This window comes from Stenotrophomonas sp. SRS1, from assembly GCF_026130205.1.
Lineage (GTDB): Bacteria > Pseudomonadota > Gammaproteobacteria > Xanthomonadales > Xanthomonadaceae > Stenotrophomonas > Stenotrophomonas rhizophila_B.
In genome coordinates, this window is sequence record NZ_JAINFD010000002.1 from 559,052 (window position 1) to 582,604 (window position 23,553).

The 23,553-nt window shown below is 66.6% G+C and carries 19 protein-coding genes; 13 read left to right on the plus strand and 6 right to left on the minus strand.

Features of this window, described 5'->3' with window-relative positions:
- Window positions 1-98 precede the first annotated feature (98 nt).
- The 4 genes from K4043_RS08215 (at window position 99) to gnd (ending at window position 5,235) form a co-directional block, all read left to right on the plus strand.
- On the plus strand, window positions 99-2,276 hold the full coding sequence (locus K4043_RS08215) for a carboxy terminal-processing peptidase (protein ID WP_123730170.1): 2,178 nt from the start codon (window positions 99-101) through the stop codon (window positions 2,274-2,276).
- A 129-nt stretch (window positions 2,277-2,405) separates the two neighbouring features.
- A complete protein-coding gene (locus tag K4043_RS08220) occupies window positions 2,406-3,026 on the plus strand; it encodes a DUF2242 domain-containing protein (RefSeq protein WP_265308904.1) in 621 nt (206 codons plus the stop codon).
- 22 nt (window positions 3,027-3,048) lie between these two features.
- On the plus strand, window positions 3,049-4,323 hold the full coding sequence (locus K4043_RS08225; protein ID WP_265308905.1) for a hypothetical protein: 1,275 nt from the start codon (window positions 3,049-3,051) through the stop codon (window positions 4,321-4,323).
- Window positions 4,324-4,332: 9 nt separating this feature from the next.
- The gene (gene gnd, locus K4043_RS08230; protein WP_265308907.1) at window positions 4,333-5,235 is read left to right on the plus strand and encodes a phosphogluconate dehydrogenase (NAD(+)-dependent, decarboxylating); all 903 of its coding nucleotides are present in this window, start codon (window positions 4,333-4,335) and stop codon (window positions 5,233-5,235) included.
- 5 nt (window positions 5,236-5,240) lie between these two features.
- Here gnd and K4043_RS08235 read toward each other — a convergent pair whose 3' ends face one another.
- A complete protein-coding gene (locus K4043_RS08235; protein ID WP_265308908.1) occupies window positions 5,241-6,281 on the minus strand; it encodes an oxidoreductase in 1,041 nt (346 codons plus the stop codon).
- A 171-nt stretch (window positions 6,282-6,452) separates the two neighbouring features.
- Here K4043_RS08235 and K4043_RS08240 point away from each other — a divergent pair, with 171 nt between their 5' ends.
- From K4043_RS08240 to K4043_RS08255, 4 genes are all read left to right on the plus strand, one after another.
- A complete protein-coding gene (locus K4043_RS08240) occupies window positions 6,453-6,827 on the plus strand; it encodes a BON domain-containing protein (RefSeq protein ID WP_121039870.1) in 375 nt (124 codons plus the stop codon).
- 174 nt (window positions 6,828-7,001) lie between these two features.
- Window positions 7,002-8,822, plus strand: a complete 1,821-nt coding sequence (locus tag K4043_RS08245; protein WP_265308910.1) for an ATP-binding protein — start codon at window positions 7,002-7,004, stop codon at window positions 8,820-8,822.
- Window positions 8,819-9,259 carry a response regulator gene (locus tag K4043_RS08250; protein WP_121039864.1) on the plus strand — a complete coding sequence of 147 codons (441 nt, stop codon included), beginning with the start codon at window positions 8,819-8,821 and terminating at the stop codon, window positions 9,257-9,259. Before K4043_RS08245 ends, K4043_RS08250 begins: the two co-directional genes overlap by 4 nt.
- 4 nt (window positions 9,260-9,263) lie before the next feature.
- Window positions 9,264-10,778, plus strand: coding sequence for an ATP-binding protein (locus tag K4043_RS08255; protein ID WP_123730175.1), 1,515 nt, complete (start codon window positions 9,264-9,266; stop codon window positions 10,776-10,778).
- On the opposite strand, the gene K4043_RS08260 is transcribed toward K4043_RS08255, so the two are convergent.
- Window positions 10,779-11,513 (minus strand): 20S proteasome subunit A/B, encoded by a 735-nt coding sequence (locus K4043_RS08260; protein WP_265308912.1) that lies wholly within the window; start codon window positions 11,511-11,513, stop codon window positions 10,779-10,781. It abuts the gene before it with no gap.
- Between the two features lie 84 nt (window positions 11,514-11,597).
- Here K4043_RS08260 and folK point away from each other — a divergent pair, with 84 nt between their 5' ends.
- On the plus strand, window positions 11,598-12,089 hold the full coding sequence (gene folK, locus K4043_RS08265; RefSeq protein WP_123730177.1) for a 2-amino-4-hydroxy-6-hydroxymethyldihydropteridine diphosphokinase: 492 nt from the start codon (window positions 11,598-11,600) through the stop codon (window positions 12,087-12,089).
- 31 nt (window positions 12,090-12,120) lie between these two features.
- On the opposite strand, the gene K4043_RS08270 is transcribed toward folK, so the two are convergent.
- A complete protein-coding gene (locus K4043_RS08270) occupies window positions 12,121-12,858 on the minus strand; it encodes a pteridine reductase (RefSeq protein ID WP_265308913.1) in 738 nt (245 codons plus the stop codon).
- Window positions 12,859-12,914: 56 nt separating this feature from the next.
- On the opposite strand from K4043_RS08270, the gene K4043_RS08275 reads away from it, so the two are divergent.
- On the plus strand, window positions 12,915-14,099 hold the full coding sequence (locus K4043_RS08275) for a class I SAM-dependent methyltransferase (RefSeq protein ID WP_265308915.1): 1,185 nt from the start codon (window positions 12,915-12,917) through the stop codon (window positions 14,097-14,099).
- Between the two features lies 1 nt (window position 14,100).
- The gene (locus K4043_RS08280; RefSeq protein ID WP_265308916.1) at window positions 14,101-14,490 is read left to right on the plus strand and encodes a VanZ family protein; all 390 of its coding nucleotides are present in this window, start codon (window positions 14,101-14,103) and stop codon (window positions 14,488-14,490) included.
- Between the two features lie 65 nt (window positions 14,491-14,555).
- Here the strand turns inward: K4043_RS08280 and K4043_RS08285 are convergent, their stop codons facing one another.
- From K4043_RS08285 to K4043_RS08295, 3 genes are all read right to left on the minus strand, one after another.
- Complete coding sequence (locus tag K4043_RS08285) at window positions 14,556-16,892, minus strand: family 20 glycosylhydrolase (RefSeq protein WP_265308918.1); 2,337 nt, start codon at window positions 16,890-16,892, stop codon at window positions 14,556-14,558.
- A 94-nt stretch (window positions 16,893-16,986) separates the two neighbouring features.
- Entirely contained in the window at window positions 16,987-19,617 is a 2,631-nt protein-coding gene (locus tag K4043_RS08290; protein ID WP_259259103.1) for a TonB-dependent receptor, read from the minus strand.
- Window positions 19,618-19,751: 134 nt separating this feature from the next.
- Complete coding sequence (locus K4043_RS08295; RefSeq protein WP_260232245.1) at window positions 19,752-20,780, minus strand: glucokinase family protein; 1,029 nt, start codon at window positions 20,778-20,780, stop codon at window positions 19,752-19,754.
- Between the two features lie 367 nt (window positions 20,781-21,147).
- On the opposite strand from K4043_RS08295, the gene K4043_RS08300 reads away from it, so the two are divergent.
- Window positions 21,148-22,440, plus strand: coding sequence for a sugar MFS transporter (locus tag K4043_RS08300; protein ID WP_265308919.1), 1,293 nt, complete (start codon window positions 21,148-21,150; stop codon window positions 22,438-22,440).
- Window positions 22,441-22,482: 42 nt separating this feature from the next.
- Complete coding sequence (locus K4043_RS08305) at window positions 22,483-23,550, plus strand: LacI family DNA-binding transcriptional regulator (RefSeq protein ID WP_123730183.1); 1,068 nt, start codon at window positions 22,483-22,485, stop codon at window positions 23,548-23,550.
- Window positions 23,551-23,553 lie beyond the last annotated feature (3 nt).

Here is a 23,553-nt window from a genome sequence, read left to right on the forward strand (position 1 = left end):
GCTGAAGGCCCCGGTGACAAACGCGGCAACTTTCGGCACTGTCGTGGTGTCTGTAATGCACGCAGTCTCTCCCTTGGCAAGGTGCCACGAGCTAGTCCATGAAATTCAAAGCCCCCGCATTCCTGATGGCCCTGGCGCTCACCGCGCCGATGGCACTGGCCGCCTACGCCGATTCGCCCGCGCTGCCTTCGGCTGCCACGGCCGACCAGGTGACCACCTCCAAGCTGGTCTACGGACTGCTCTCGGACAGCCGATACGCCTACCGGCCGCGCGCACTGGATGCGGCGACCTCCAAGGACGTCTTCAAGCGCTACCTGGAGTCGCTCGACAGCAGCAAGCAGTTCTTCACCCAGGCCGACATCACCCGTTTCGCCCCGTTCGAAGCCAACATCGCCACGGCCATCCGCGGCGGTGAGCTGGAGCCGGCGTTCCAGGTGTTCGCGGTCTACAAGCAGCGCGTGGGTGAGCGTGTCGGCTATGCGCGCAAGCTGCTCAAGACCGATTTCGATTTCAGCACCGATGAAAAGTTCGAGTACGACCGCAAGGACGTGCCGTGGGCCGCGAGCAGCGCCGAACTGGACGATCTGTGGCGCAAGTCGGTCAAGAACGATTGGCTGCGCCTGAAGCTGGCCGGCAAGCAGCCGGCCGAGATCCGCAAGACGCTGGACAAGCGTTACGCCACGCTGGAAAAGTCGGTCAATGAGCTCAAGGGCGAGGACGTGTTCCAGTTCTTCCTCAACGCCTACACCAGCGCCGTGGATCCGCACACCGATTACTTCACCCCGCGCACCGCCGAGAACTTCAACCAGGCGATGTCGCTGTCGCTGGAAGGCATCGGCGCGCAGCTGCAGCGGCAGGACGACATGGTGGTGATCCGCGAGGTCATCGCCGGTGGTCCGGCGGCCGTCAACGGCACGCTGAAGCCGGGCGACCGCATCGTCGGCGTGGGCCAGGGCAAGTCCGGTCCGCTGGAAGACGTGATCGGCTGGCGCATCGATGATGTGGTGGCCAAGATCCGCGGCAAGAGCGATACCCAGGTCCGTCTGGAGTTCATTCCGGCCGAAGAAGGCGTCGACGGCAAGCACCACACCCTGGTGCTGACCCGCCAGAAGGTGCGTCTGGCCGAACAGGCCGCCAAGGGCGAGACCCTGACCATCCCGGCCAAGGACGGGGAGCCGGCCCGCAAGGTCGGCGTGATCAAACTGCCGACCTTCTACCAGGATTTCGAAGGCCGCCGCCGCAACGCCGCCGACTACGCGTCTGCGACCCGCGACGTGGCCAAACTGCTGGCCGGCTTCAAGGCCGACAAGCTCGATGGCGTGGTGCTGGATCTGCGCAACAACGGCGGTGGTTCGCTGGATGAAGCCATTGAGCTGACCGGTCTGTTCATCGAACAGGGCCCGGTGGTCCAGGTGCGTGAGTCCGGTGGCCGCGTCACCGTCAACAGTGACCGCAGCGAAGTGGTGGCGTGGGACGGCCCGCTGGCCGTGCTGATCAACCGTGGCTCGGCCTCGGCGTCGGAAATTTTCGCCGGCGCCATCCAGGATTACGGCCGTGGCCTGGTGATCGGTGAGACCACCTTCGGCAAGGGCACCGTGCAGAACATCGTCGACCTCGACCGTTGGCCGAGTGGCGAGACCCAGCGCTTCGGCCAGGTCAAGCTGACCATCGCCCAGTTCTTCCGCGTCAGCGGCAGCAGCACCCAGCACAAGGGTGTGGTCCCGGATCTGGCCTTCCCGGCCAGCGTGGACGCCAGCGAGTACGGTGAAAGCACCTACGACAATGCCCTGCCGTGGACCCGCATCGCCGCCGTGCCGCACACCCAGTACGGCAATTTCGGCCCGCTGCTGCCCAAGCTGGAGAGTCGCCACGACACGCGCATCGCCGCCGACAAGGAGTTCCAGTGGTGGAACGAGGACGTCGAGCAGTTCCGTGCCGAGAAGGCCAAGAAGTACATCTCGCTCAACGAGGCCGAGCGCCGCGCCGAGCGTGAGAAGCAGGACAAGCAGCGCACCGACCGCCAGGCCATCCGCAAGGAACTGGGTCTGGATCTGGATCCGCTGGCCGATGACAGCAATGACGACGGCCTGACCGGCAACGAGCGCGACATCGTCAAGGATGCCGCCCGCGAGAAGGCCGCCGAGAAGCGTCCGGATCCGCTGCTGCGTGAATCGGCCGCGATCCTCGCCGATGCGGTGAATCTGCTGGAAACCGACCGCCCGCTGTCGGCCCAGGTGCTGCCGCAGTCGACGGCGGTGGGCCGCTGGGCGGACTGACCGCCCCGCAGCCGCCAGCTGAACCGATGACAACTCCACAGGCCGCCCTTCGGGGCGGCCTGTGCGTATCCACCTCCCGCCAACGCACACAGGTCTATCCTTGGAGGCTGGATTTCCGCAGGAGCGGCCATGCGCTTTCGTCGTGTACGTTCGATCCCGCTGCTGGCGGTGGTCGCCGCCTTGACTGCCTGTGGCGGTCGCGCCGCTGACAGCACCCTGATCCGCGAGTCGTTCGACTCCGGGGATACCTACTCGCGTACCGTGCCCGGCGCACCGGGCCAGGCCTGCGAAGCCGCGCGCCGGACGCTGCTCAGCCAGGGCTACGCGATTGCCCGTGCCGGCGATGATGCGGTGGAAGGCAACAAGAATTTCCAGCCCAAGGACGACGAGCACGAGCAACTGGTGCTGCGCATCTCCTGCGCGCCGCGCGGGGACCAGGCACTGGTGTTCGTCAGCGCGGTGCAGGACCGTTACGCCCTCAAGAAGAGCCCGACCTCGGCCAGTGTCGGCGTGGGGGCGCTCGGCTCGGTGTCGCTGCCGTTTGGCAGCAATGACGATTCGCTGGTGAAGGTGGCCAGCAGCACGGTGCAGGATGCGAGCTTCTACCGTCGCTTCTTCGAACGCCTGCAGCAGTATCTGCCGGCCGCTGCAGTGCCCGAGCCTGCACCAGCGGTGGCACCGGCGCCTGCCGCCGCGGTCGAGGCGACGCCTGCTACGGTGGTGAGCGATACCCCGGCCTCCCTCCACTGAGCGGGCGGCGGTGCGGCAGGTCATGGCAGCAGGATCGCGGCGCTGGCGTCGCTGTGCGCTCGCGGCGCTGCTGGGGCTGATCCCGGCGGGCAGCGCGTGGAGCGCGGCGTCCTGCGCGCAGGGCGTGCTCACGGACCTGGGATGGCAGATCGAAGCCGCTGATATCGCCGCGCCGGTCGTGCACGGTGGTCCGGTCTGCGAACGCGCCGATCTGCGCCAGGCGCACCGCGCCGGCGACCTGCGCGTGCAGCTGCCGCGCCAGTGGTCGGCGGACCAGCGGCAGGCGTGGCTGCCCACGTTGTTCGATGACCCGGCCACGGTCTGTGCGTATGCCTTCACGCTCGGCGCTGCCACCCGCCGCGCTACCACCGCGCTGCAGGACAACGACGGCTTCCGCTTCTCCGCGCTGCAGCTGGGCTGGATCGGCTTCGGTGCCGGCGGCGCTCAGGCCAAGGGCTGGGAGCGGTTTCGCAGCTTCGGCCGCGGCTATCAGCCGGCCGGTGCAAACAGTGCGGCACTGCAGACCTTCTACGAGGGGCTTGTGCGGGCCGAATGCGGAGTTGGCCGCCAGGTCGCGCAACTGGCGACCCAGCGCGAGCTCTACGGCGATGCCGCGTTTGATCGCGAGTTCTCCGCCGATGAGCTCTCCATCGGCACCTTTCTGACCCTGCACGAGACCGACAGCATCCTGCTCGGCCGACACGCCGGTGAGTTCCTGGCCGATGGCAAGGCGAAGAAGACCGCCCTGCGCGGGCGGCAGGCCTTCGTCGGCACGCCCGGCTTCATCGAGCACGTGTTCGAGCGCAAGTACCTGGACGACATCAACAACCAGGCCGAGAACTTCGTGGTGGTGGATGTCAGCGATGCGGCGGCACGCGCGCTGCGCGAGCACGAGGGATTCGCCTATTACGACCAGATCAACCGGCGCATCTGGGCGCTGGCCCAACGCATGCCGGGCCCGGGGCCGCGCCGGTTCGAGCGGCTGTTGATCGAGCGCGATCCGATCTGGCGGCGCGAGGTTCCGGCCGAGCAGCAACCGCTGCTGAAGGAACTGGATGCGTTGCTGGACGATCCGTTCTACCAGGGGTTCCTGATTTACGTGCATCCTCGGGGTATACGTCCTATCGGGTATCACATCGCCCGCCTGCTCGATCGCAATCCGCGGACACCGTTCGCGATCGAGCTGGCCCTGCACAACCTGCATACCACGCTGTATCGGCGCTGGATCGACGCACGCCTTCGCCAGTGCGATTCCCCGCCGACAGCCTTCCTGCAAGACAACACGACAACGGAGTAGAGGTGATTGATGGATATCGCAATGATCGGGCTGGGCCGCATGGGCGCCAACATGGCCGAGCGCCTGCATCGCGGCGGGCACCGCGTGATCGGTGTCGATCCCGGTGAGGCGGCACGTACCGCGGCGGCCGAACGCGGTTTCGAGGTCAGCGCCTCGATCGCCGCGACGCTCGCCGCGCTGCCGGTCCCTCGCGTGGTCTGGCTGATGGTGCCGGCCGGTGTGGTCGACCAGACCCTGGCCTCCCTCTCGCCGCATCTGTCCGAGGGCGATGTGGTGATCGACGGCGGCAATTCGTACTACAAGGACTCCATGCGCCGCAGCGAACAGCTGCAGGGCGAGGACGTCACCTACATCGACTGTGGCACCAGCGGTGGCGTGTGGGGCCTGCAGGAGGGCTACAGCCTGATGATCGGCGGTGACCAGGCGGCGGTCGAACGGATCGGGGCGATCTTCCGCACGCTGGCGCCGGCTGAGGACCGTGGCTGGGCGCATGTGGGGCCGAGCGGGGCAGGGCACTTCTGCAAGATGGTCCACAACGGCATCGAGTACGGGATGATGCAGGCCTACGCGGAAGGCTTCGCGTTGATGCAGCACAAGACCGATTTCAATCTCGATCTGGCGCAGGTGGCCAAGGCCTGGCAGCACGGCAGCGTGGTGCGTTCGTGGCTGCTCGATCTCAGTGCCGATGCACTGGCCCGCAACCCGCAGCTGGATGGCATCGCGCCGTACGTCGAAGACTCCGGCGAGGGCCGTTGGACCGTCGCCGAGGCGATCGACCTGGACGTGCCGGCCCCGGTGATCACGCTGTCACTGCTCGAACGCCTGCGCTCGCGCGAGAAGAACTCCTTCAGCGACCGCCTGCTGGCCGCGATGCGCAACGAGTTCGGTGGTCACGCGATCAAGACGACCTGACCGCGTCAGAGCGCGACACGCCGCCCGCTGCGTGCACTCTCTGCCCCGGCCTCGAGCAGGCGCATCAGCTGCAGCGCCTGCGCGGTGCTGACGGGGGCCGCGCCCACGCCGAGCACCGCATCGCGGAAGGCCGCATAGAACGCCCGGTAATCGCCGGGCACGTTGTCCACGGTGCTGCGTTGGGTGTGTCCGTCGGCATCGATCCGCACCAAGTGACCGTGCTGCGGATCCAGTCCCCAGCCCGGCGCGCCCGGGGCAATGCCGCGGCGCAGCTGATCTTCCTGCACGTCCAGCCCGTCCTTGAGGTAGCTGCCGGCGTCACCATGCACGATGAATCGCGGACCGGACGCGGCGACCAGCGAGCCGGCATGCAGGATCGCGCGATGGCGCGGGTAGTGCAGCACCGCATGGAAATAGTCAGTGCCGAGCGCATGCTCGCGCTGCGCCATCAGATCTGCGCTGATGGCATCGGGCCAACCAAACAACTGCAGCATCTGGTCGAGCAGGTGCGGCCCCAGATCCATCCACAACCCGCTGCCAGGCGCATCGCTTTCGCGCCAACGGTCGCGAACCTGCGGGCGGAACCGGTCGAAATGGGAATGGCATTCGGCGACGCGGCCGATGCTGCCCTCGTCGATCACCTGCTTGAGGGTGAGGAAGTCGGCGTCATGGCGACGGTTCTGGAACACGGTGACGACCCGTTCGGCCTCCTGCGCGGCCCGCACCACGGATTCGGCTTCGGCTACGCTCAGGGCGAACGGTTTATCCACCAGTACGTGCTTGCCGGCGGCCAGCGCGGCGCGTGCCAACGGGGCATGCGCGTCGTTGGGCGTGGCGATCACCACCGCATCGAGCGCGGGATCGTCGAACAGCAACTGCGGGTCGTCGCAGATGCGCACATCGGTGAAGCTGCGCAGCAGCCGATCACGCTGCGAGCTGACGATGCTGTGCAGCGCAAGGCCCGGCGTATGCATGATCAGTGGTGCGTGGAAAACGCTGCCGGCCAAGCCATAGCCGATCAGTCCCACCTGCAGTTCAGCGGCCATGGTGCGCTCCAACATATCGAGGCTGGACAGCGTAACGGTTGTGCCTGCGGGGCGGAAATCTGAACCATTCCGCATCAACCTGAGTGGTTCACGGCAGCGTTATGTGGCGCCCACGTCCTGTCCACGGCCCTGCACCGACACTGGCCCCACTCTCCGCAAAGGAATTCGAACATGACCAACACGACCCGTAATCTGCTTGCTGCTTCGCTGGCCCTGGGCATGGTGCTGGGCACCTCGACTGCCATGGCCAAGGATCCGCCGAAGACCACCGATCATGCCGCGATGACCCATGCCGACAAGCACGACTCGGCCGAGCCGGTCACCGACAGCTGGATCACCACCAAGGTCAAGACCGACCTGCTGACCAGCAAGAACGTCCCGGGTACCGAAGTGAAGGTGGAGACCGTCAATGGCGTGGTCACCCTCACCGGCACCGTGGCCAGCCAGGCCGAGCACGACAAGGCCGTGCGCGTGACCCAGCAGATCAAGGGTGTGAAGCGCGTCGACGCTGCCAACCTCAAGGTTGCTGCGACCGCTGCACGCTGAGCCCACACGCTGCATCGCTGAACAAAGCGCGCCTTCGGGCGCGCTTTTTTTGTTCTGCCCCGTATTCACAAACGGGTGGAGTATATTCACCGCTTCGCCATCGCCGGTGGGCAGCGCACTGCCGGACCTCCCGGGTGCGTCGGGTCGTCGATGGCACCGAGCTGAAGAGGGACTATGGCGCTGGTGTTCAGTGATCAAATCTGGGACCGCTGGCGATTGCCGGCATTGGCCCTGGCGGCCGTGGCCATCATCGTGGTGCCTTGGCTGACCCTGCGCAAATTGGCCGACGACAACGTCGATGCCATGAATTGGGTCACCCACACCCAGGAGGTCGGTGTAGCGGTGTACCAGCTCCAGGCCGATGTGCTGGATGTGGAGTCGGCGGCGTTGACGATGTCCAAGGGCATCGATTCGCCAGGGCTGCGCGAGCGCGTCGCCCGTGGCGACCAGCTGCCTGCCCGGCTTGAACGGCTCGCCGAACTCACCCGCGACAATCCTGAGCAGCTGCTCAGGATCGGCCGCATCCAGTCCATGCTGGAGCGCCGGATTGAACTGGCCAAGCAACTTGCACGTTCGTCGCCGACGGAAGATCAGCGCCAGCTGGTGGCCGATCTGACCTCCCGCTACCCGATCCGCAACCTGGTGGAAGACCTCCAGGCCAGCGAAGAGCGCCTGCTCAAGAAGCGCTCGGCGTTGTTCGCCGCACAGCAGCGGCAGGGCGAACTGGTGTCCTGGTCGGCGCTGGTGGTGCAGCTGCTGCTGCTGGGCCTGGTGCTGTGGCTGCTGCACCGTCAGATCGGCCATCGCGAGACGGCCGAACGTGCCTCCCTGCGCTCGGCCGGCCGCGCCGCCTCGGTGCTGCATACCGTGCGCGAGCCGATCGTACTGCTCGATCGCAGCCTGCGCGTGCAGATGCACAACCCGGCGTTCGCCGAACTGTACGGCCTGGACGAAGACGCCTCGGCTGAAGGCCTGGCGCTGGACAGCATCGGCGAGGGTGCCTGGGCCGATGCGGTGGTCCGCCAGCGCCTGACCGATGTGCTGCTGCGCGGCCGCGAACTGTGGGATTACGAACACGAACAGCGCACCGCCGATGATGTCGTGCGGATCATGCTGATCAATGCGCGGCGCATGCCGCTGCCGGACAAGGACGACGAGGTCGTGCTGATGACGGTCAGCGACGTCACCGTCCAGCGCGCCGTGCAGCTGCGGGTGGAAGAGCTGAACCGTCAGCTGGAAGGCAAGGTCGAGCAGGTCTCCGAGGTCAACCGCGAACTGGAAGCCTTCAGCTACTCGGTCTCGCACGACCTGCGCGCGCCGCTGCGCCATGTGGCGGGTTTCTCGGACAAGCTGACCCGTCACCTGGGCGAGGATGCGGACGAAAAATCCCTGCATTACCTGGGGGTCATCTCCAATTCCGCCCGACGCATGGCCGCCCTGATCGACGACCTGCTGGTCTATTCGCGGCTTGGCCGGGCCGCCATGCGGCTGCAGGCGGTGGACATGCAGTCGCTGGTGGCCGATACCCGCGCCATGCTCGATGCCAACCAGCAGAGCGAGTCCGAGGGCAGCGGCGTGCCGCACCACGTGGACTGGAAGATCGCGCCACTGCCGATCATCGTCTCCGACGAAAACATGATGCGCCAGGTCTGGCTGAATCTGCTCGGCAACGCGATCAAGTATTCTTCCAACCGCAAGCCGGCCCGGATCGAGGTGGACTACAAACTGCAGCCCGACGGCAGCCACCTGTTCACCGTCCGCGACAACGGCGCAGGCTTCGACATGGCCTACGCCGGCAAGTTGTTCGGGGTGTTCCAGCGGCTGCACAAAGCCAGCGATTACCCGGGAACGGGCATCGGCCTGGCCAGTGTCCGCCGCGTGTTGACCCGCCACGGCGGCCGTATCTGGGCCGAGTCGGCGGTCGACCAGGGCGCCACGTTCCACTTCGTACTTCCCCCCGCGCTCGACGCAATCAACAAGGGCTCCGCCGCATGACCGCTCTCCGTACCATCCTCCTCGCCGAGGACAGCCCTGCCGACGCCGAGATGGCGATCGACGCCCTGAAGGAAGCCCGCCTGGCCAATCCGATCGTGCACGTTGAAGATGGCGTGGAAGCGATGGATTACCTGCTGCGTCGTGGCGCGTTCGCCAACCGCGATGAAGGCCTGCCGGCCGTGTTGCTGCTGGACATCAAGATGCCGCGCATGGACGGCCTGGAAGTGCTCAAGGAAATCCGCAACACCGAAGAGCTCAAGCGGCTGCCGGTGGTGATCCTGTCCTCCTCGCGCGAGGAGAGCGATCTGGCGCGCAGCTGGGACATGGGCGTCAACGCCTATGTCGTCAAGCCGGTGGACGTGGACCAGTTCTTCGGTGCGGTGCAGACCCTGGGCAAGTTCTGGGGTCTGATCAACCAGGCACCGGAGGTCGAGTAAGCCCATGCCGCTGACCGGCCCTGCGTTGGGTGCCCTGCGGATCCTGCTGATCGAGGATTCGCCGGAAGACGCCGAACTGATGTGCGAGCAGATGCTCGACGCTGGTCTTGAGGCCAGCTTCGAGCGGGTCGAGAGCGCGCAGGAACTGCGGGAGGCGTTGGAGCGCGCCGCGCCGGACATCGTGCTGTCGGACCTGAGCATGCCCGGCTTCTCCGGCAATGAGGCGCTGCAGATCGTGCGCGCGGCGTTGCCGGAGGTGCCCTTCATCTTCGTGTCCGGCACGATGGGTGAGGAAAACGCCGTGGCCGCCCTGCACCAGGGCGCCAACGATTACATCATCAAGCACCAGCCGGCGCGCCTGCCCTCGGCGGTGGCGCGTGCGGTGCGCGAAGCGCGCAGCGCGATCGACCGCCAGCGGGTGGAAGCCGAGCTGATGCGCGCGCAGCGCCTGGAAAGCCTGTCGCTGCTGGCGGCCGGCCTGAGCCACGACCTGCGCAACATCCTGCAACCGCTGCTGATCATGCCGGACCTGCTCAAGGCCCGGACCGACGATCCGCAACTGCACCATCTGGCCGACATCATCGCCGAGTGCGGTCGACGCGGCCATGAGATGGCCGAGTCGATGCTGTCCTTCGTGCGCGGCTCGCGCAATACGAGCGAACACATCTGCCTGGTCCATCTGTTCGAAGGCGTGGAGCTGCTCCTGCGCAGCAACCTGCCGGCCAAGGTCACCCTGCACCTGGAGGTGGCCGAAGGCCTGGCGGTGGATGCCAACTACACCGAGCTGCAGCAGGTCCTGCTCAATCTGTCCTTGAACGGCATCCAGGCGATGCCCGATGGTGGCCGGCTGACGCTGCGCGCGGCGGCTGCCGCCGATACCCAGGGCGAGGACTGGCTGCAGATCACGGTGTCCGACGAAGGCATCGGCATGGATGCGCAGACGCTCTCCAATCTCTTCAATCCGTTCTTCACCACCAAGGCGACCGGCACCGGGCTCGGCCTGATTTCCTGCAAGCGCATCGTCGAAGGTGCGCACGGCACCATCCAGGTGGACAGTACGCCAGGGGTGGGCACGCGCTTCGAGGTGCTGCTGCCGATGCAGGCGGCGGCCGATGCAGCCGACACCGTGGACGCGCCGACCATCGCCGGTGCCGGGCAGTCGATCCTGGTGGTGGATGGCGAAGCCACGCGGCTGTCGCTGCTGGGAAATGCCCTGTCCAGCCAGGGCTATCACCTGCAGCTGGCCTCCGATGGCGCCGCGGCGCTGCGCTGGATGCAGCAGGAGAGCATGCCGGCACTGGTGATCGCCGATGCCGGCTCCAAGCTGCTCTCGGCCAGCCATCTGCTGGGTGAGATGGCCACGCTGGGCTACCGCGGCCCGGCCCTGGTGCTGGAAGAAGCCGACGTCACCGTGCCGCTGGCGGTGTTTCCGCCCGGCATCAACGTGCATGTGCTGCGCAAGCCGCTGGAGATGCAGCAGGTGTTCCGTTCGGTCGCCGAAGCGCTGCAGACCGCCTGATCAGGCTTCCCACGGGAACGGCGGCAGGCTGGCGACAGCCTGTTCGAGCTTGTGCGACCAGCTGCCGTGGATCTCGGCGTACAACGGGCTGTCACCGGCCAGGCGCATGCGCTGGGTGATCTGCAGGTCATCCCTGCGGATCAGCACCAGATCCACCGGCAGCCCCACCGACAGGTTGGAGCGGATGGTGGAATCCAAGGACACGATGGCGGTGCGCGCCGCGTCTTCCAGTCGGGTCTGCGGGCGCAGGATGCGGTCCAGGATCGGCTTGCCGTACTTGGACTCGCCGATCTGAAGGAACGGGGTCTCCGGCGAGGCCGCGATCGCATTGCCGAGCGGATAGATCATGTACAGCCCCGGATGCTCGCCGCCGATCTGACCGCCCAGGATCAACGTGGCCTGGGTCACGATGCCATCCTGGCCCGCCTCATGGGTGCTGGATTTGACCTGGCTGTCGAGCAGCACCCGGCCCACGTACTCGGCCACCTCGAACAGATGCCGGTAGGCGCGGAGGTTCTCCGGGCGGTGTTCCTCCACATCGCGGCGCAGGCGCGAGATCAGCAGCTGGGTGGTCGCAAGATTGCCTGCGGCCATGATGACGAAGGCGGCTTCACCGGGAAATTCGAACTCGTGCAGCTTGCGGTGCACGCGGACATCGTCCAGCGAGGCGTTGGTGCGGGTGTCGGCGGCGAAGACCAGGCCTTCGTCCACCTCGATGCCGACGCAATAGGTCATGTCGGTGTCCTATGATGTGCACCCCGATTCTATGCGCTGGCCCTGTTGGCCCCGTGTGGATTCGCCCCACGTACGCTGAATACCATGACCACTGCGCTCCTGAGCCTGGGCAGCAACCTGCAGCCGCAACAGCACCTTCACGCCGCGGTGGAGGCGCTGCGCGCGCGCTTCGGCACGATCGCGGTCTCGCCGGCCTACCGCACTGCTGCGGTCGGCTTCGACGGCCCGGATTTCCTCAACAACGCCGTGGCGATCGAGACCGATCTGCCGCTGCAGACGCTGGATGACTGGCTGCACGCGCTGGAGGATGCCCACGGGCGTGACCGCAGCGGCCCGCGCTTCAGCGACCGCACCCTGGATATCGATGTGGTGTTCTACGGCGACCTGATCGTGGAAGGCCCCGGCCATCTGCGCATCCCGCGCCCGGAGCTCAAGCACGCGTTCGTGCTCAAGCCGCTGGCCGATATCGCGCCGGACTTCCGCGACCCCGTCAGCGGACTGACCCTGGAGGCGCTGTGGCGCGCCCATCGGCAGTTCGGCGAGCCATTCGACACGATGGAGCTGGGGCCCGGGTAATCAGGCACTACCGGGGCGGTGCAATCGGCGTTTACGACAACGTCCGCCCACCATCCACGCGCAGCGTGTGCCCGGTGACGAACGCGGCCTCGGTGGCCAGCCAGTACACCGCCTCGGCGATCTCCTCCACCGTGCCGGTGCGGGCCAGCGGCGTGCGCGCCAGCAACGCCTGCCGGGCGAAATCGTCCTTGCCCTGTTCCGGCCACAGGATGGCCCCGGGGGCGACCGCGTTGACCCGCACCTTGGGCGCCAGCTCCAGCGCCAGTGAGCGGGTGACCATTTCCAGGGCTGCCTTGGCGGCCGCGTACACCGGGTGGTCCCGCATCGGCTGGGTGCCGTGCAGATCGGTCAGGTTGACGATGCTGCCCTGCTGGCGGCGCAGGTGCGGCGCGGCGGCCTGGGCCAGCAGCAGCGGCGCGCGCGCGTTGACCGCGAACAGGTCGTCCCACTGCGCGGCGGTGATCTGGCCGAGCAGGGTGGGGTAGAAGTTGGAGGCGTTGTTGACCAGCGTGTCCAGCCGCCCGAACTGGGCCACGGTCTGGTCGATCAGATCGGGCAGGGCATCGGCATCGCGCAGGTCGGCCTGCAGGGCCAGCACGCTGCCCGGCCGCAGCATGTCCATGTCGAAGGCCATCTGCTGCAGCTCGGTGGTGGAGGTGTGGGCGTGCAGCACCACCGACCAGCCACAGGCGTGGAACTGGCGGGCGATGGCCGCGCCGATCCGGCGCGCGCTACCGGTGATCAGCGCCACGGGGGCGGTATCGGTCATCGGGGGTACTCCCTGCTCAGGCTATGCTGTGCATTGTCACCGCAATCGCCCGCGCCATGCATTCCCCACTGCCCACCCCTGAATCCGACGCCCTGGCCCACAGCGACGAGCTGGCTGCGGCGCTGCGTGCTGAAATCCTCGCCAACGGCGGCGCGATGCCGTTCTCCCGCTTCATGGAGCTGAGCCTGTACGCGCCCGGTTGGGGCTATTACAGCGCCGGTGCCAGCAAGTTCGGTGCCGCCGGCGATTTCACCACCTCGCCGGAAATCGGCGCGCTGTTCGCCGCGACCCTGGCCAACGCGATCGCCCCGGTGATGCAGCAGCTCGGCCCGGAAGCGCGGTTCATGGAGGTCGGCGGCGGCAGCGGCGCGTTCGCCGAAGTGCTGCTCAAGCGCATGCTGGAACTGGACGCGCTGCCCGAGCGCTACGCGATCCTGGAGCCCAGCGCGGACCTGCGCGAGCGCCAGCGCGAGCGCCTGGAAAAGGCGCTGATCCCGCCGGTGTTCGCCCTGGTGGAGTGGCTGGACCGCCCGTTCGACGACGACTGGGATGGCATGGTCTTCGCCAATGAAGTGATCGATGCCTTGCCGACGCCGCGCTTCCTCGCCCGTGACGGCATGGTTTATGAGGAAACCGTCGAGCTGGATGCGCAGGGCGCGTTCGTGCGTGGCGCGCAGCCGGCCGATGCGATGCTCTCGGCGGCGGTGCGGCACGTCGAGCGCTACCGTGAAAAGCCCTTCGCCGATGGCTACCGCTCCGAACTGCTGCCGCAGTTGCCGTACTGGATCCAGGCGATCGCCGGCGGCCTGAAGCGCGGCGCGATGCTGTTCGTCGATTACGGCTACCCGCGCAACGAGTATTACCAGGACGACCGCGACGACGGCACGGTGCGCGCGTTCTACCGCCACCACGTGCACAACGATCTGTACCGCTGGCCGGGCCTGCAGGACCTGACCGCCTCGGTGGACTTCACCGCGTTGGCCGAGTCGGGCACCGGTGCCGGATTCGAACTGGCCGGTTACTGCACGCAGGCCAGCTTCCTGCTCGGCAACGGACTGGATGCGCTGCTGGAAAAAGCCGATGCGCGCACCGACGAGATCGGCCGCGTGCGCCTGCGCGATCAGGTGAAAAAGCTGACGCTGCCGACCGAGATGGGCGAGCGCTTCCAGGTGATGGGCTTCCAGCGCGATGTCGATTTCGAAGCCGCCTTCGAACTCGGCGATCTGACCTGGCGTCTGTAAGGTGGCGGCGACACCGGTGTTGAAGCCGCTGCGCTGGCCGCGGTTCTGGCTGGCGTTGTGGTGGCTGGCGGTGCTGGGGACCATCGTGGTCTGCCTGATCCCGCCGCCGCCGATCCCGTTGCCGGAGAACAGCGACAAGGTCGAGCATTTCCTCGCGTATTTCCTGCTGGCCTCAGCCGCCGTGCAGATCTACCAGCGGCGTGCGGCGCTGATCTGGGCCGCAGTCGCCCTGGTCGCGCTGGGCATCGGCATCGAATTCGCGCAGGGCGCCTTGACCGTCAACCGCATGGCCGATCCCATGGATGCGCTGGCCAACAGCATGGGCGTGCTGGCCGGCATGGCGATCGTGTTCACCCCCCTGCATGATCTACTGGTACGCCTGCGCGGTTGATGGGTGTGACGCCGGCCACGCATGACGGGTAGTGCCGGCCGCTGGCCGGCACCCCGGTGCCCGAACTACCGCGGCAACAGCGTGATCTCATCCAGCACCCACATCGTCGGCCGGGTATCGCCGGTGAAGCGCACGCAGAGACTCTGGGTGCCCTTGAACGAGCGCGGCAGCGCCGCCTCCAGCGTGATGAAGCCATCGGCGCCCGGCGCGGCCGGCAGTGGCACGCTGGCCAGCGGCTTGCCATCGCACTGGCCGCCGAGGATGTCCATTTCTCCGTGTGCGCTGCGCTTGGGCGCGAAGCGCCGGTTCGGCTCGTCGTGGGCCAACTGGAAGTAGTACGGGATCTGCCCGGCCCGCACGCGCAGTGTGGCGATGCCATCCACATCCGCGTCCTTCCACAACCAGCACGGATTGAAGATGTCCACGTTGAAGATCGCGCGCTCGCCATCGGCGGGGCCGTCATCTTCCAGGCGCAGCAGCAGCTGGCCTTCGCCCGGGCACTGCGCGAGATGTTCGTCGGTCCGCGACAGCAGCGATGCGGCGGTGATGTCGAAGCGGCTGGCCGCCTTGGCCAACGCCTGGCCGTTGAAGAACGTTGCCGCCTGCAGCGCCACCGGCAGCGGTTGCTGCAGCGGGGCGGTGTAGCGTGGCGACTGTGCGGTGACCGCGCTGCCATCCACGCTGTAGTGGATGTCGTAGCCGAGCGGGGTACGCAGGGCCAGCGTCGCGGTGCCGGTGGCACGGTCGTCCGTGCTGTCCAGTTCCACCTGGAATGGCGTCTGCGCATACGCGATGCCCATGGCCTGGTAGCGCTGCAGCTGCGCCGGCAGGCGCGCCAGAAAATCCGCATAGTCGCGGCGCTCGCGCGGCGACCAGCCGGTCTCGGCCACGGCGGCCAGGCGCGGGAACAGGTTGTGCTGCAGGCGTGCGTAGCTGCGCGTGTGCTCGGTGAACATGTTGGCCTGCAGGCCGAGGATGTGATGCTGCTTGTCCCTGGCCAGTGCGTCCGGCACCGGCTCGAAGCCGTACACGCGCGCCAGCGGAATCGTCGCCGGGCGGCCCGGCGGTTCGTTCGGCGAGTTGGTCTGCAGGTAGTCCATGTACATGTCGGTCACCGGCGACATGACCACGTCGTGGCCTTCGCTGGCGGCCTTGAGGCCACCCTCGGTACCGCGCCAGGACATCACCGTGGCTTCCGGCGGAAGCCCGCCCTCGAGGATTTCATCCCAGCCGATCAGGCGCCGGTCGTGCTTTTCCAGGAAGGTCTCCAGGCGCTTGATGATGTGGCTCTGCATCTCCATCTCATCGCCGGCACCCAGCTCGCGCATGCGCGCCTGCACCCGTGCGGAGGCTTCCCACTGGTCCTTGACTGCTTCATCGCCGCCGACGTGCACGTACTTGGCCGGGAACAACGCGATGACTTCCTCCAGCACGTTCTCGAGGAACGTGAAGGTGCTGTCTTCCGTGTTGAACAGATTCGGGAACACCCCCCATTCGCTCAGCGGCTTGAGCGGTGTCTCGATGGTGCCGAGTTCCGGGTAGGCCGCGATCGCTGCGGTAGCGTGGCCGGGCACGTCGATTTCGGGAATGACCTGGATATGGCGCGCGGCCGCATACGCGATCACCTCACGGATCTGGTCCTGCGTATAGAAGCCGCAGTACGGGCGCTCGGCGCCGGTGACCGGGTCGCGGCCGCCATCGCCTGCCGGAATGCGGCAGCTGCCGATACCGGTCAGCTTCGGGTAGCGCTTGATCTCCATGCGCCAGCCCTGGTCGTCGGTGAGATGCCAATGGAAGGTGTTGAGCTTCTGCTCGGCCATCGCATCCAGGACCTGCTTGATCTCATCCAGGCTCTGGAAGTGGCGGGCCGAATCGAGCATCAGGCCACGCCAGCTGAAACGGGGTGCGTCGTCGATGCGCAGCGCCGGGAGCTTGCCATCGCTGCCGCCGGTAAGCAGCTGCGAGAGCGTGGCCGCACCGTAGAACAGGCCGGCCTCGGTGGCGGCCTGTACGGTCACGCCACGCGCGTCGGAACGCAGCTGGTAGCCCTCGGCACCGGTCTTGAGCGTGGCGTCGAGCACGAAGCCGATGCCGTCCTTGCCGCGACCTCCGGCGACCGTCACCGCCGGGCCGCCGCTGTCACGCAGCAGCGTGGCGAACTGTGTGGCCACGCGTCGCGCGGCATCGCCCTGCGCGCGCACCGGTGTACCGGCAGTGACCGTGTACCCGGTGCCGTCGATGCGATCGACCTTGGCGGGCGCGGGAATCAGCATCAGCGAGCCGGGCAGGGCACGCGGGCCCTCCGGTGCCTGTGCATCGGTGGCCTGGGCCGACGGCGCGAGGGAGAGTGCCAGTGCGAAGGACAGCAGCGACAGCGAGGTACGACGGGTGCGGGTGTGCATCGGGTCATTCCTTTGTAGCGATTCGGGTTCCACCTGTGAAAACGGGCCCGGAGATCCGGGCCCGTATCAGGCATTCAGCATAGTGCCAAGGCAATCAGAACTTGAAGTGCAGGGTCGCCATGTAGCGGCGGCCGCTCTTGTAACGCGAGGCCAGGTGATCCTTGTCGCCCAGGTACTGGAAATACTCTTCATCGAGCAGGTTCTGGGCGTCGACGGTGACCGACCAGTTTTCGTTGAAGGTGTAGCCGAAGCTGGCGCCCAGCTCGGCGTAGTCGTCCACGCTGGCCGGTGCCGAGCCTGCGACGTAGCCGCCGGCCAGGTAGCTGTCACGCCAGTTGTAGGTCAGGCGGGCGTTGATCGGACCCTTCTCGTAGTACGGGCTGAACGCGACCGAGTTGCGCGACTGGTAAGGCAGCGCATCACCGGAGTTGTTCTCACCGTTGGCGTAGGTGTAGTTGGCGGTCAGGCCGAAGCCGCTCTCGCCGAAGGGCTGCTGGTAGCTGAGGTTGAAGCCCTTGACGTGGCCGCTGCCGGCATTGCGCGGACGCTGGATGCTGTAGTCGCAGTAGCCGTCGGCCGCACAGCCGTTGGTGCCCACGATGTTGGCCCAGGTGGCCGGCGAGGTATCGCGGATCGAGTTGTACTGGCGCTCGGTGACGGCGCTGGTATCGATGTAGTTGTCGATCTTCTTGTAGAACAGCGACCAGGCGACCACCGACTGCGGCGCGAAGTAATACTCGGCCGACAGGTTGTAGTTCCAGGACTCATACGGCGACAGGGCTGCGTTGCCGCCGCTGCCGGTGAGCGTGGTGTCGTTGAGGAAGGTGTTGTTCACCATCTGGTTGTACGGTGCCCAGGCGATGACCTTGCTGGCGCCGAAGCGGAAGACCCAGTCGCTGTCCGTGTCATAGACCAGGTTGACCGAGGGCAGCAGGAAGTCTTCCTTCTTGGTCTGGGTCTGCCACTTGCTGTCCAGGTCGGTCAGGGTGGGGGTGCCGCCGTAGACGAAGCCGCTGCCGGCGGTCTTGGAATCCACGTAGCGCACGCCGACGTTGCCGCGCACCGGGCCGTTGGAGAAGTTCAACTGCGCGTAGGCGGCGTTGTTGGTCTGCTCCAGCGCCCAGCTGTTGTTGAGGTAGCTGGCCGGATCCGGGTTGGCGAAGTCCAGCGGGCTGCCCTTGACCCAGTTCAGCACATTGTCGCGGCCGACCTGGACATGACGGCCCTGGCCATCGGCGAAGCCCTGGATATCGGTCAGCCCGATGGTGCCGACGTCGGCCAGGGTGCCCGGACGCACGCCGCCATACACGTTCAGATCGAAGCTCTCTTCATGCTTGCCGTGGCGCACGCCGAACTGCAGCTGGTTGAAGATGCTGTCGAACTGCACATTGAAGTCCAGCTGCGCGTAGGTGTCCTTGCTGTCGGTGGAGAAGATGCCGTTGTTGCCGAACCAGCCACCGGCCGAGCCCCAGTTGGCCGGGTTGCGGGCCGCATCGGGGTTGTCGAAGGTGATGCCGTTGTCCAGGTTCCAGCTGAAACCACCGTTGTAGAACGGTTCGATGAAGTACTGGGCCAATTCCTTGTTCTCGGACTTGCTCTGCCCGGCCTGGCCGCTGATGCCCCAGCTCTCGCCCTTCCAGGCCCCGCGCAGATCCAGGCCCTTGGTGGTGACTTCGGATTCGCGCACGTTGTTGTCGTAGATCACCGTGCCGCTGTTGGCGGTGGCGCTGGCATTGGAGTGGCCGCTGTTGACCACGCCATTGCGCACATCGCCGAGCTGGTTCACTGCACCGATGGTGCCGGGATTCCAGGTCAGGAAGGAGTACATCGACTGGTTGTAGTTGTCGAAGTTCTCCTTGATGTACAGGCCGCTCAGATTGAACTCGAGCTCGTCGGTCGGCTTGAACTGCAGATTGACCACGGCGCTGTCGCGCTTGCGGTCCTGTTGGAACCAGGCCGCATTGACCGAGTTGGGCACGTCCGCGTTCGGGTCCACCCCGGGTGCGTTGGTGAAGGTGGACGCTTTGGCGTAGCCGAACACTTCCATGCCCTGGCGGTCCACGCGCTCTTCATAGTGCTGCGCGGCCACGTTGATGCCGAAGGTTTCCTCGTCGTTCTTCCAGCTGTAGATCGCCGAGGCGTTCGGCTTGCCCTTGCTGGCCTGGTCGCTGTAGCTGTAGCCGATCGAGGCGGCCACTTCATTGGCGCGCATGTCCAGCGGCTGGCGGGTGTGCATCAGGATGGTGCCGCCCAGGCTGCCTTCGGTCAGGCGCGCTTCGGAGGACTTGATGACTTCCATGCGGCCCAGGATCAGCGGCGAGAGCAGGGTGTAGTCGAAGCCGCGGTTGGGCTGTTCGCCGTACAGCCAGATCGCCTGCGCGACCGGGTGGCCGTCCAGGAAGGACAGGTTGAGGCTGGGGTCGGTGCCATCGATGCTGACCCGCTCACCCTGGCCGAAGCGACGGTCCAGCGAGATGCCGGGCAGCTGCGAGAGCGCTTCGGCCACATTGGTGCTGGGGAACTTGCCGATGTCCTCGGCGGTGATCGCCTCGGAGATGGTGACATTGTTGCGCTTGGTATCCAGCGACTTTTCCAGGCTGGCGCGGATGCCGACGACGCTGACCGTATCCAGGTCGGTGGGGGTGGTCGAGGTTTCCTGCGCCTGCGCGCCGAACACCAGACAGCTGAAAATGGCTGCCGAAAGCAGACTCTTGCGGTGGTTCATGATGTCTCTCCTCATCAATCCGATGGTTCGCCGGCGACGGCGTGTCTTCTTGCGTCTGGTACGACTTTGCCGCGCGCCCTGAACGGGTGCGCCATGGGTGCCACGTACTGCGTATTGCCTTGCCCTGCGCGCCGTCAGGCGTTCGGGTGGTCCCTATGTCCCAGGTACCAGCTGGCGGCGCCGATGACGCCCAGCTGCCCGTGCTCGACCACCTTCACGGGAATGCGTTCCAGCGCCTCGCGCATCGGCCCCTTGTTGAGGTACCGCTCGACGAAGGTGCTGTTCAAGAGGAAATCGCGGATCTGCGGCAGGATGCCGCCGGCCAGATAGACCCCACCGGTGACGCCGTACTGCAGCGCCATGTCGCCGATCGTGCTGCCGAGCAGGCCGCAGAACACGTCCAGGCTCTGCCGCGCGAGCGGGTCCTGGTCGGACATGGCGGCGGCGGTGATCGCATCGGGGGTGGTCAGCGTCGGCGATTGGCCGCTCAACGCGCACAGGGCGCGATACAGATTCATCAGGCCGGGGCCGGACAGCGCCTGCTCGACCGAGACATGCGAGCGCTCGCGCAGCATGTGCCGCACGATCGCCATCTCCAGTTCGGTGGTAGTGGCCAGGGTCGGCTGGCCGGCTTCGGTCGCCAGCACGACGGCGCCGTGCGGGGTCGGGATCCACACCGCCGCGCCCAGCCCGGTGCCGGGGCCGACCACCAGGGTCGGGCCGCGCGGGGCGGTGGCCGGGCCGGTCAGCTGCAGCACGCCACTGGCATCGACCTGGGCGGCGGCATAGGCCACCGCCTCGAAGTCATTGACGATGTAGACCTGGTCCAGACCGACCTCGCGCTCGATCTGCCGCGCCGACAGCGGCCAGGGCAGGTTGGCGGTGATCACGGTGCCGTCTTCACGTGCATACCCCGCGGTGGCGACCACGCAGTGTGCCGGGCGCGGGCCATCGGCCAGGAATTCGGACAGGATCGCGCTGAGGCCGGCGTAATCGGCATTGCGGAACTTGCGGTAGTCCAGCAGCTGCACCGGATGGTCCGGATCCGCGCTGGCCTGGACCCGGCCCACCCGGACATGCGTGCCACCCACGTCGGCGGCCAGGAACGGCGGCATCGCAGCGGACGGGGCATGGGCCGGTACAGCGTGGGCGGCGTTGGTCACACGGACTCCATCGGTTGGGCACGGCCAGGGCTGGCCCGGCGATTGAGGCGGAGTCTGTAATCGTTCTGACAACGATGTCAACGATAACCTCACACTTTCGATGCTGCGCCGCAGCGGGCCCTGTCGCAGGAAAACGTTTTCATCCAACGGCCGTCATGTTTTTGCAAACTGCTTGGAAACAGGGGTCCAGCTCCCGTCAGGCGAGCCATACCGGGTTTTTGCGCAGATGCAGCACGCGGTTTTCACCGGACGGCCGGTTATCCAGTTGTTGACAAACCCGGCAGGGGCGACGAATAAATGTGACAACGTTGTTCCCAGTCACTCTTCCGACGCCGCATCGCGCGCCGTCGATGCAGGAGCCTTCTTGATGTCTGCCGTGCCTGCTGCCTCCGCGCGTTCGAGCGTGCTCACCTCGATCCTGATCATCGGCGTACTGTTCTTCCTGATCGGCTTCTTCACCTGGCTCAACGGCCCGCTGATCACCTTCGTCAAGCTCGCCTTCGAGCTGGACGAGGTCGGCGCCTTCCTGGTGCTGATGGTCTTCTACCTGTCGTATTTCTTCCTCGCCCTGCCGGCCTCATGGATTCTCAAGCGCACCGGCATGAAGAAAGGCTTGAGCCTGAGCCTGCTGGTGATGGCGGCCGGCGCGGTGGTCTTCGCGCACTTTGCCCAGCAGCGCTGGTACCCGGGGGCGCTCAGTGGACTGTTCGTGATCGGCAGCGGTTTGGCCCTGCTGCAGACAGCGGTCAACCCGTACATCAGCATCCTCGGCCCGATCGAGACCGCTGCCCGGCGCATCGCGCTGATGGGCATCTGCAACAAGATCGCCGGCATGCTGGCCCCGGTGCTGATCGGCACGCTGGTGCTGCATGGCATCGGCGATCTGGACGCCCAGGTGAAGGTCGCCGATGCGGCTGCCAAGACCGTGCTGCTCAATGACTTCGCTGCCAAGATCCAGCTGCCGTACATGGCCATGGCCGGGCTGCTGGTGGTGCTCGCGGTTGCGGTGCTGTTCTCGCCGCTGCCCGAGCTGAAGACCGCTGAAGCCAATGCCACGCCGGCCCGCGCGCCCGGGGTGGCCGAGCGCACCAGCATCTTCCAGTTCCCGCATCTGTGGCTGGGCGTGCTGTGCCTGTTCGTGTACGTCGGCGTGGAAGTGATGGCCGGCGATGCGATCGGCACTTACGGCCACGGCTTCGACCTGCCGCTGGACCAGACCAAGATGTTCACCTCGATCACCCTGGCATTCATGCTGTCGGGTTACGTGGTGGGCCTGGCGCTGATTCCGCACCTTGTGACGCAATCGCGCTACCTGAGCATTTCGGCCGTGCTGGGCGTGCTGTTCAGCATCGGTGCGCTGCTGACCCACGGCTATGTCTCGGTGGGCTTCGTGGCCGCGCTGGGCTTTGCCAATGCGATGATGTGGCCGGCAATCTTTCCGCTGGCGATCCGCGGCCTGGGCCGCTTCACCGAGACCGGCTCGGCCCTGCTGGTGATGGCCATCGCCGGTGGCGCGATCATTCCGCAGCTGTTCGCGGTGCTCAAGCAGCACTTTGATTTCCAGTGGGTCTTCGCCGGCCTGATGGTGCCCTGCTACCTGTACATCCTGTTCTATTCGATGCGCGGCCACCGGGTCGGGCTGTCCCGCGACGGGCAGTGATCGGCGATCATGGAGGTTCAACCGGTCAGCCAGGGAAAAACGATGCGTAGAGCGACCATCAAGGATGTCGCCGAACGGGCCAAGGTATCGCTGAAGACGGTCTCGCGGGTGATCAACAACGAACCCTCGGTGATGCAGGCCACGCGCGCGCGCGTGCTGCGTGCGATCGCCGAGCTGGACTACGAGCCTGATCCGGCCGCGCGCAACCTGCGCACCGGCACCACGCTGGTGGTCGGGCTGGTCTACGACAACCCCAACCCGTACCACATCATAGGCGTGCAGAACGGCGTGCTCGCCGCCTGCCGCGAAACCGGGTTCGGGCTGCAGATCCACCCCTGCGACTCCAGTTCGCCGATGCTCGCCGAGGAACTGGCCGACTGGGTGCAGCGTTCGCGCCTGGCCGGGCTGGTGCTGACCGCGCCGATGTCCGAGCGCAAGGATCTGGTGGCCGCGCTCACCGCCCGGGGTATCAAGCTGGTGCGCATCATCGCCGCCACCGCCGATCCCGAAGATGGTGCCTGCGTGTTCGTCGACGACCGCGAGGCCGCCTATGAAATCACCGAACACCTGATCCAGCTCGGGCACCAGCGCATCGGGTTCCTCTGGGGCGGTAGCTCGCACCGTTCCAGCGGCGAGCGCTACGCCGGCTATGAAGCGGCGCTGCGCGATTACGGCATGTCCATCGACAAGCACCTGGTGGTGCAGGGCGACTACACCTTCGATGACGGCTTCCGCGGCGCGCGCCGCCTGCTGGCGCTGCGCGAACCGCCCACCGCGATCTTCGGTTCCAACGATGAAATCGCTGCCGGCGTGCTGGCGGCGGCCAAATCCACCGGCATGAACGTGCCCTACGACCTGTCCATCGCGGGTTTCGAGGACAGCCCGTTCTCGCGCCAGTCCTGGCCGCCGTTGACCACCGCCAAGCAGGCCACCGAAGACATCGCCCGGCATGCCGCGCGCCTGCTGATCGCGCAGCTGCGCAGCGATGCCTACGACGACGCGCCGCTGCAGCTGCAGAACCAGGGTTTCGTGCCGCAGCTGGTGGTGCGTGGCTCCACCGCGCCGATGCGCCCGCAGGGTGCACGGCTTCCTTCTCCTGAAACGACCTGAGTC

Coding starts and splice junctions, on each gene's coding strand:
- K4043_RS08215 (WP_123730170.1), top strand. CDS start 99: ATGAAATTCAAAGCCCCCGCATTCCTGATGGCCCTGGCGCTCACCGCG.
- K4043_RS08220 (WP_265308904.1), top strand. CDS start 2,406: ATGCGCTTTCGTCGTGTACGTTCGATCCCGCTGCTGGCGGTGGTCGCC.
- K4043_RS08225 (WP_265308905.1), top strand. CDS start 3,049: ATGGCAGCAGGATCGCGGCGCTGGCGTCGCTGTGCGCTCGCGGCGCTG.
- gnd (WP_265308907.1), top strand. CDS start 4,333: ATGGATATCGCAATGATCGGGCTGGGCCGCATGGGCGCCAACATGGCC.
- K4043_RS08235 (WP_265308908.1), bottom strand. CDS start 6,281: ATGGCCGCTGAACTGCAGGTGGGACTGATCGGCTATGGCTTGGCCGGC.
- K4043_RS08240 (WP_121039870.1), top strand. CDS start 6,453: ATGACCAACACGACCCGTAATCTGCTTGCTGCTTCGCTGGCCCTGGGC.
- K4043_RS08245 (WP_265308910.1), top strand. CDS start 7,002: ATGGCGCTGGTGTTCAGTGATCAAATCTGGGACCGCTGGCGATTGCCG.
- K4043_RS08250 (WP_121039864.1), top strand. CDS start 8,819: ATGACCGCTCTCCGTACCATCCTCCTCGCCGAGGACAGCCCTGCCGAC.
- K4043_RS08255 (WP_123730175.1), top strand. CDS start 9,264: ATGCCGCTGACCGGCCCTGCGTTGGGTGCCCTGCGGATCCTGCTGATC.
- K4043_RS08260 (WP_265308912.1), bottom strand. CDS start 11,513: ATGACCTATTGCGTCGGCATCGAGGTGGACGAAGGCCTGGTCTTCGCC.
- folK (WP_123730177.1), top strand. CDS start 11,598: ATGACCACTGCGCTCCTGAGCCTGGGCAGCAACCTGCAGCCGCAACAG.
- K4043_RS08270 (WP_265308913.1), bottom strand. CDS start 12,858: ATGACCGATACCGCCCCCGTGGCGCTGATCACCGGTAGCGCGCGCCGG.
- K4043_RS08275 (WP_265308915.1), top strand. CDS start 12,915: ATGCATTCCCCACTGCCCACCCCTGAATCCGACGCCCTGGCCCACAGC.
- K4043_RS08285 (WP_265308918.1), bottom strand. CDS start 16,892: ATGCACACCCGCACCCGTCGTACCTCGCTGTCGCTGCTGTCCTTCGCA.
- K4043_RS08290 (WP_259259103.1), bottom strand. CDS start 19,617: ATGAACCACCGCAAGAGTCTGCTTTCGGCAGCCATTTTCAGCTGTCTG.
- K4043_RS08300 (WP_265308919.1), top strand. CDS start 21,148: ATGTCTGCCGTGCCTGCTGCCTCCGCGCGTTCGAGCGTGCTCACCTCG.
- K4043_RS08305 (WP_123730183.1), top strand. CDS start 22,483: ATGCGTAGAGCGACCATCAAGGATGTCGCCGAACGGGCCAAGGTATCG.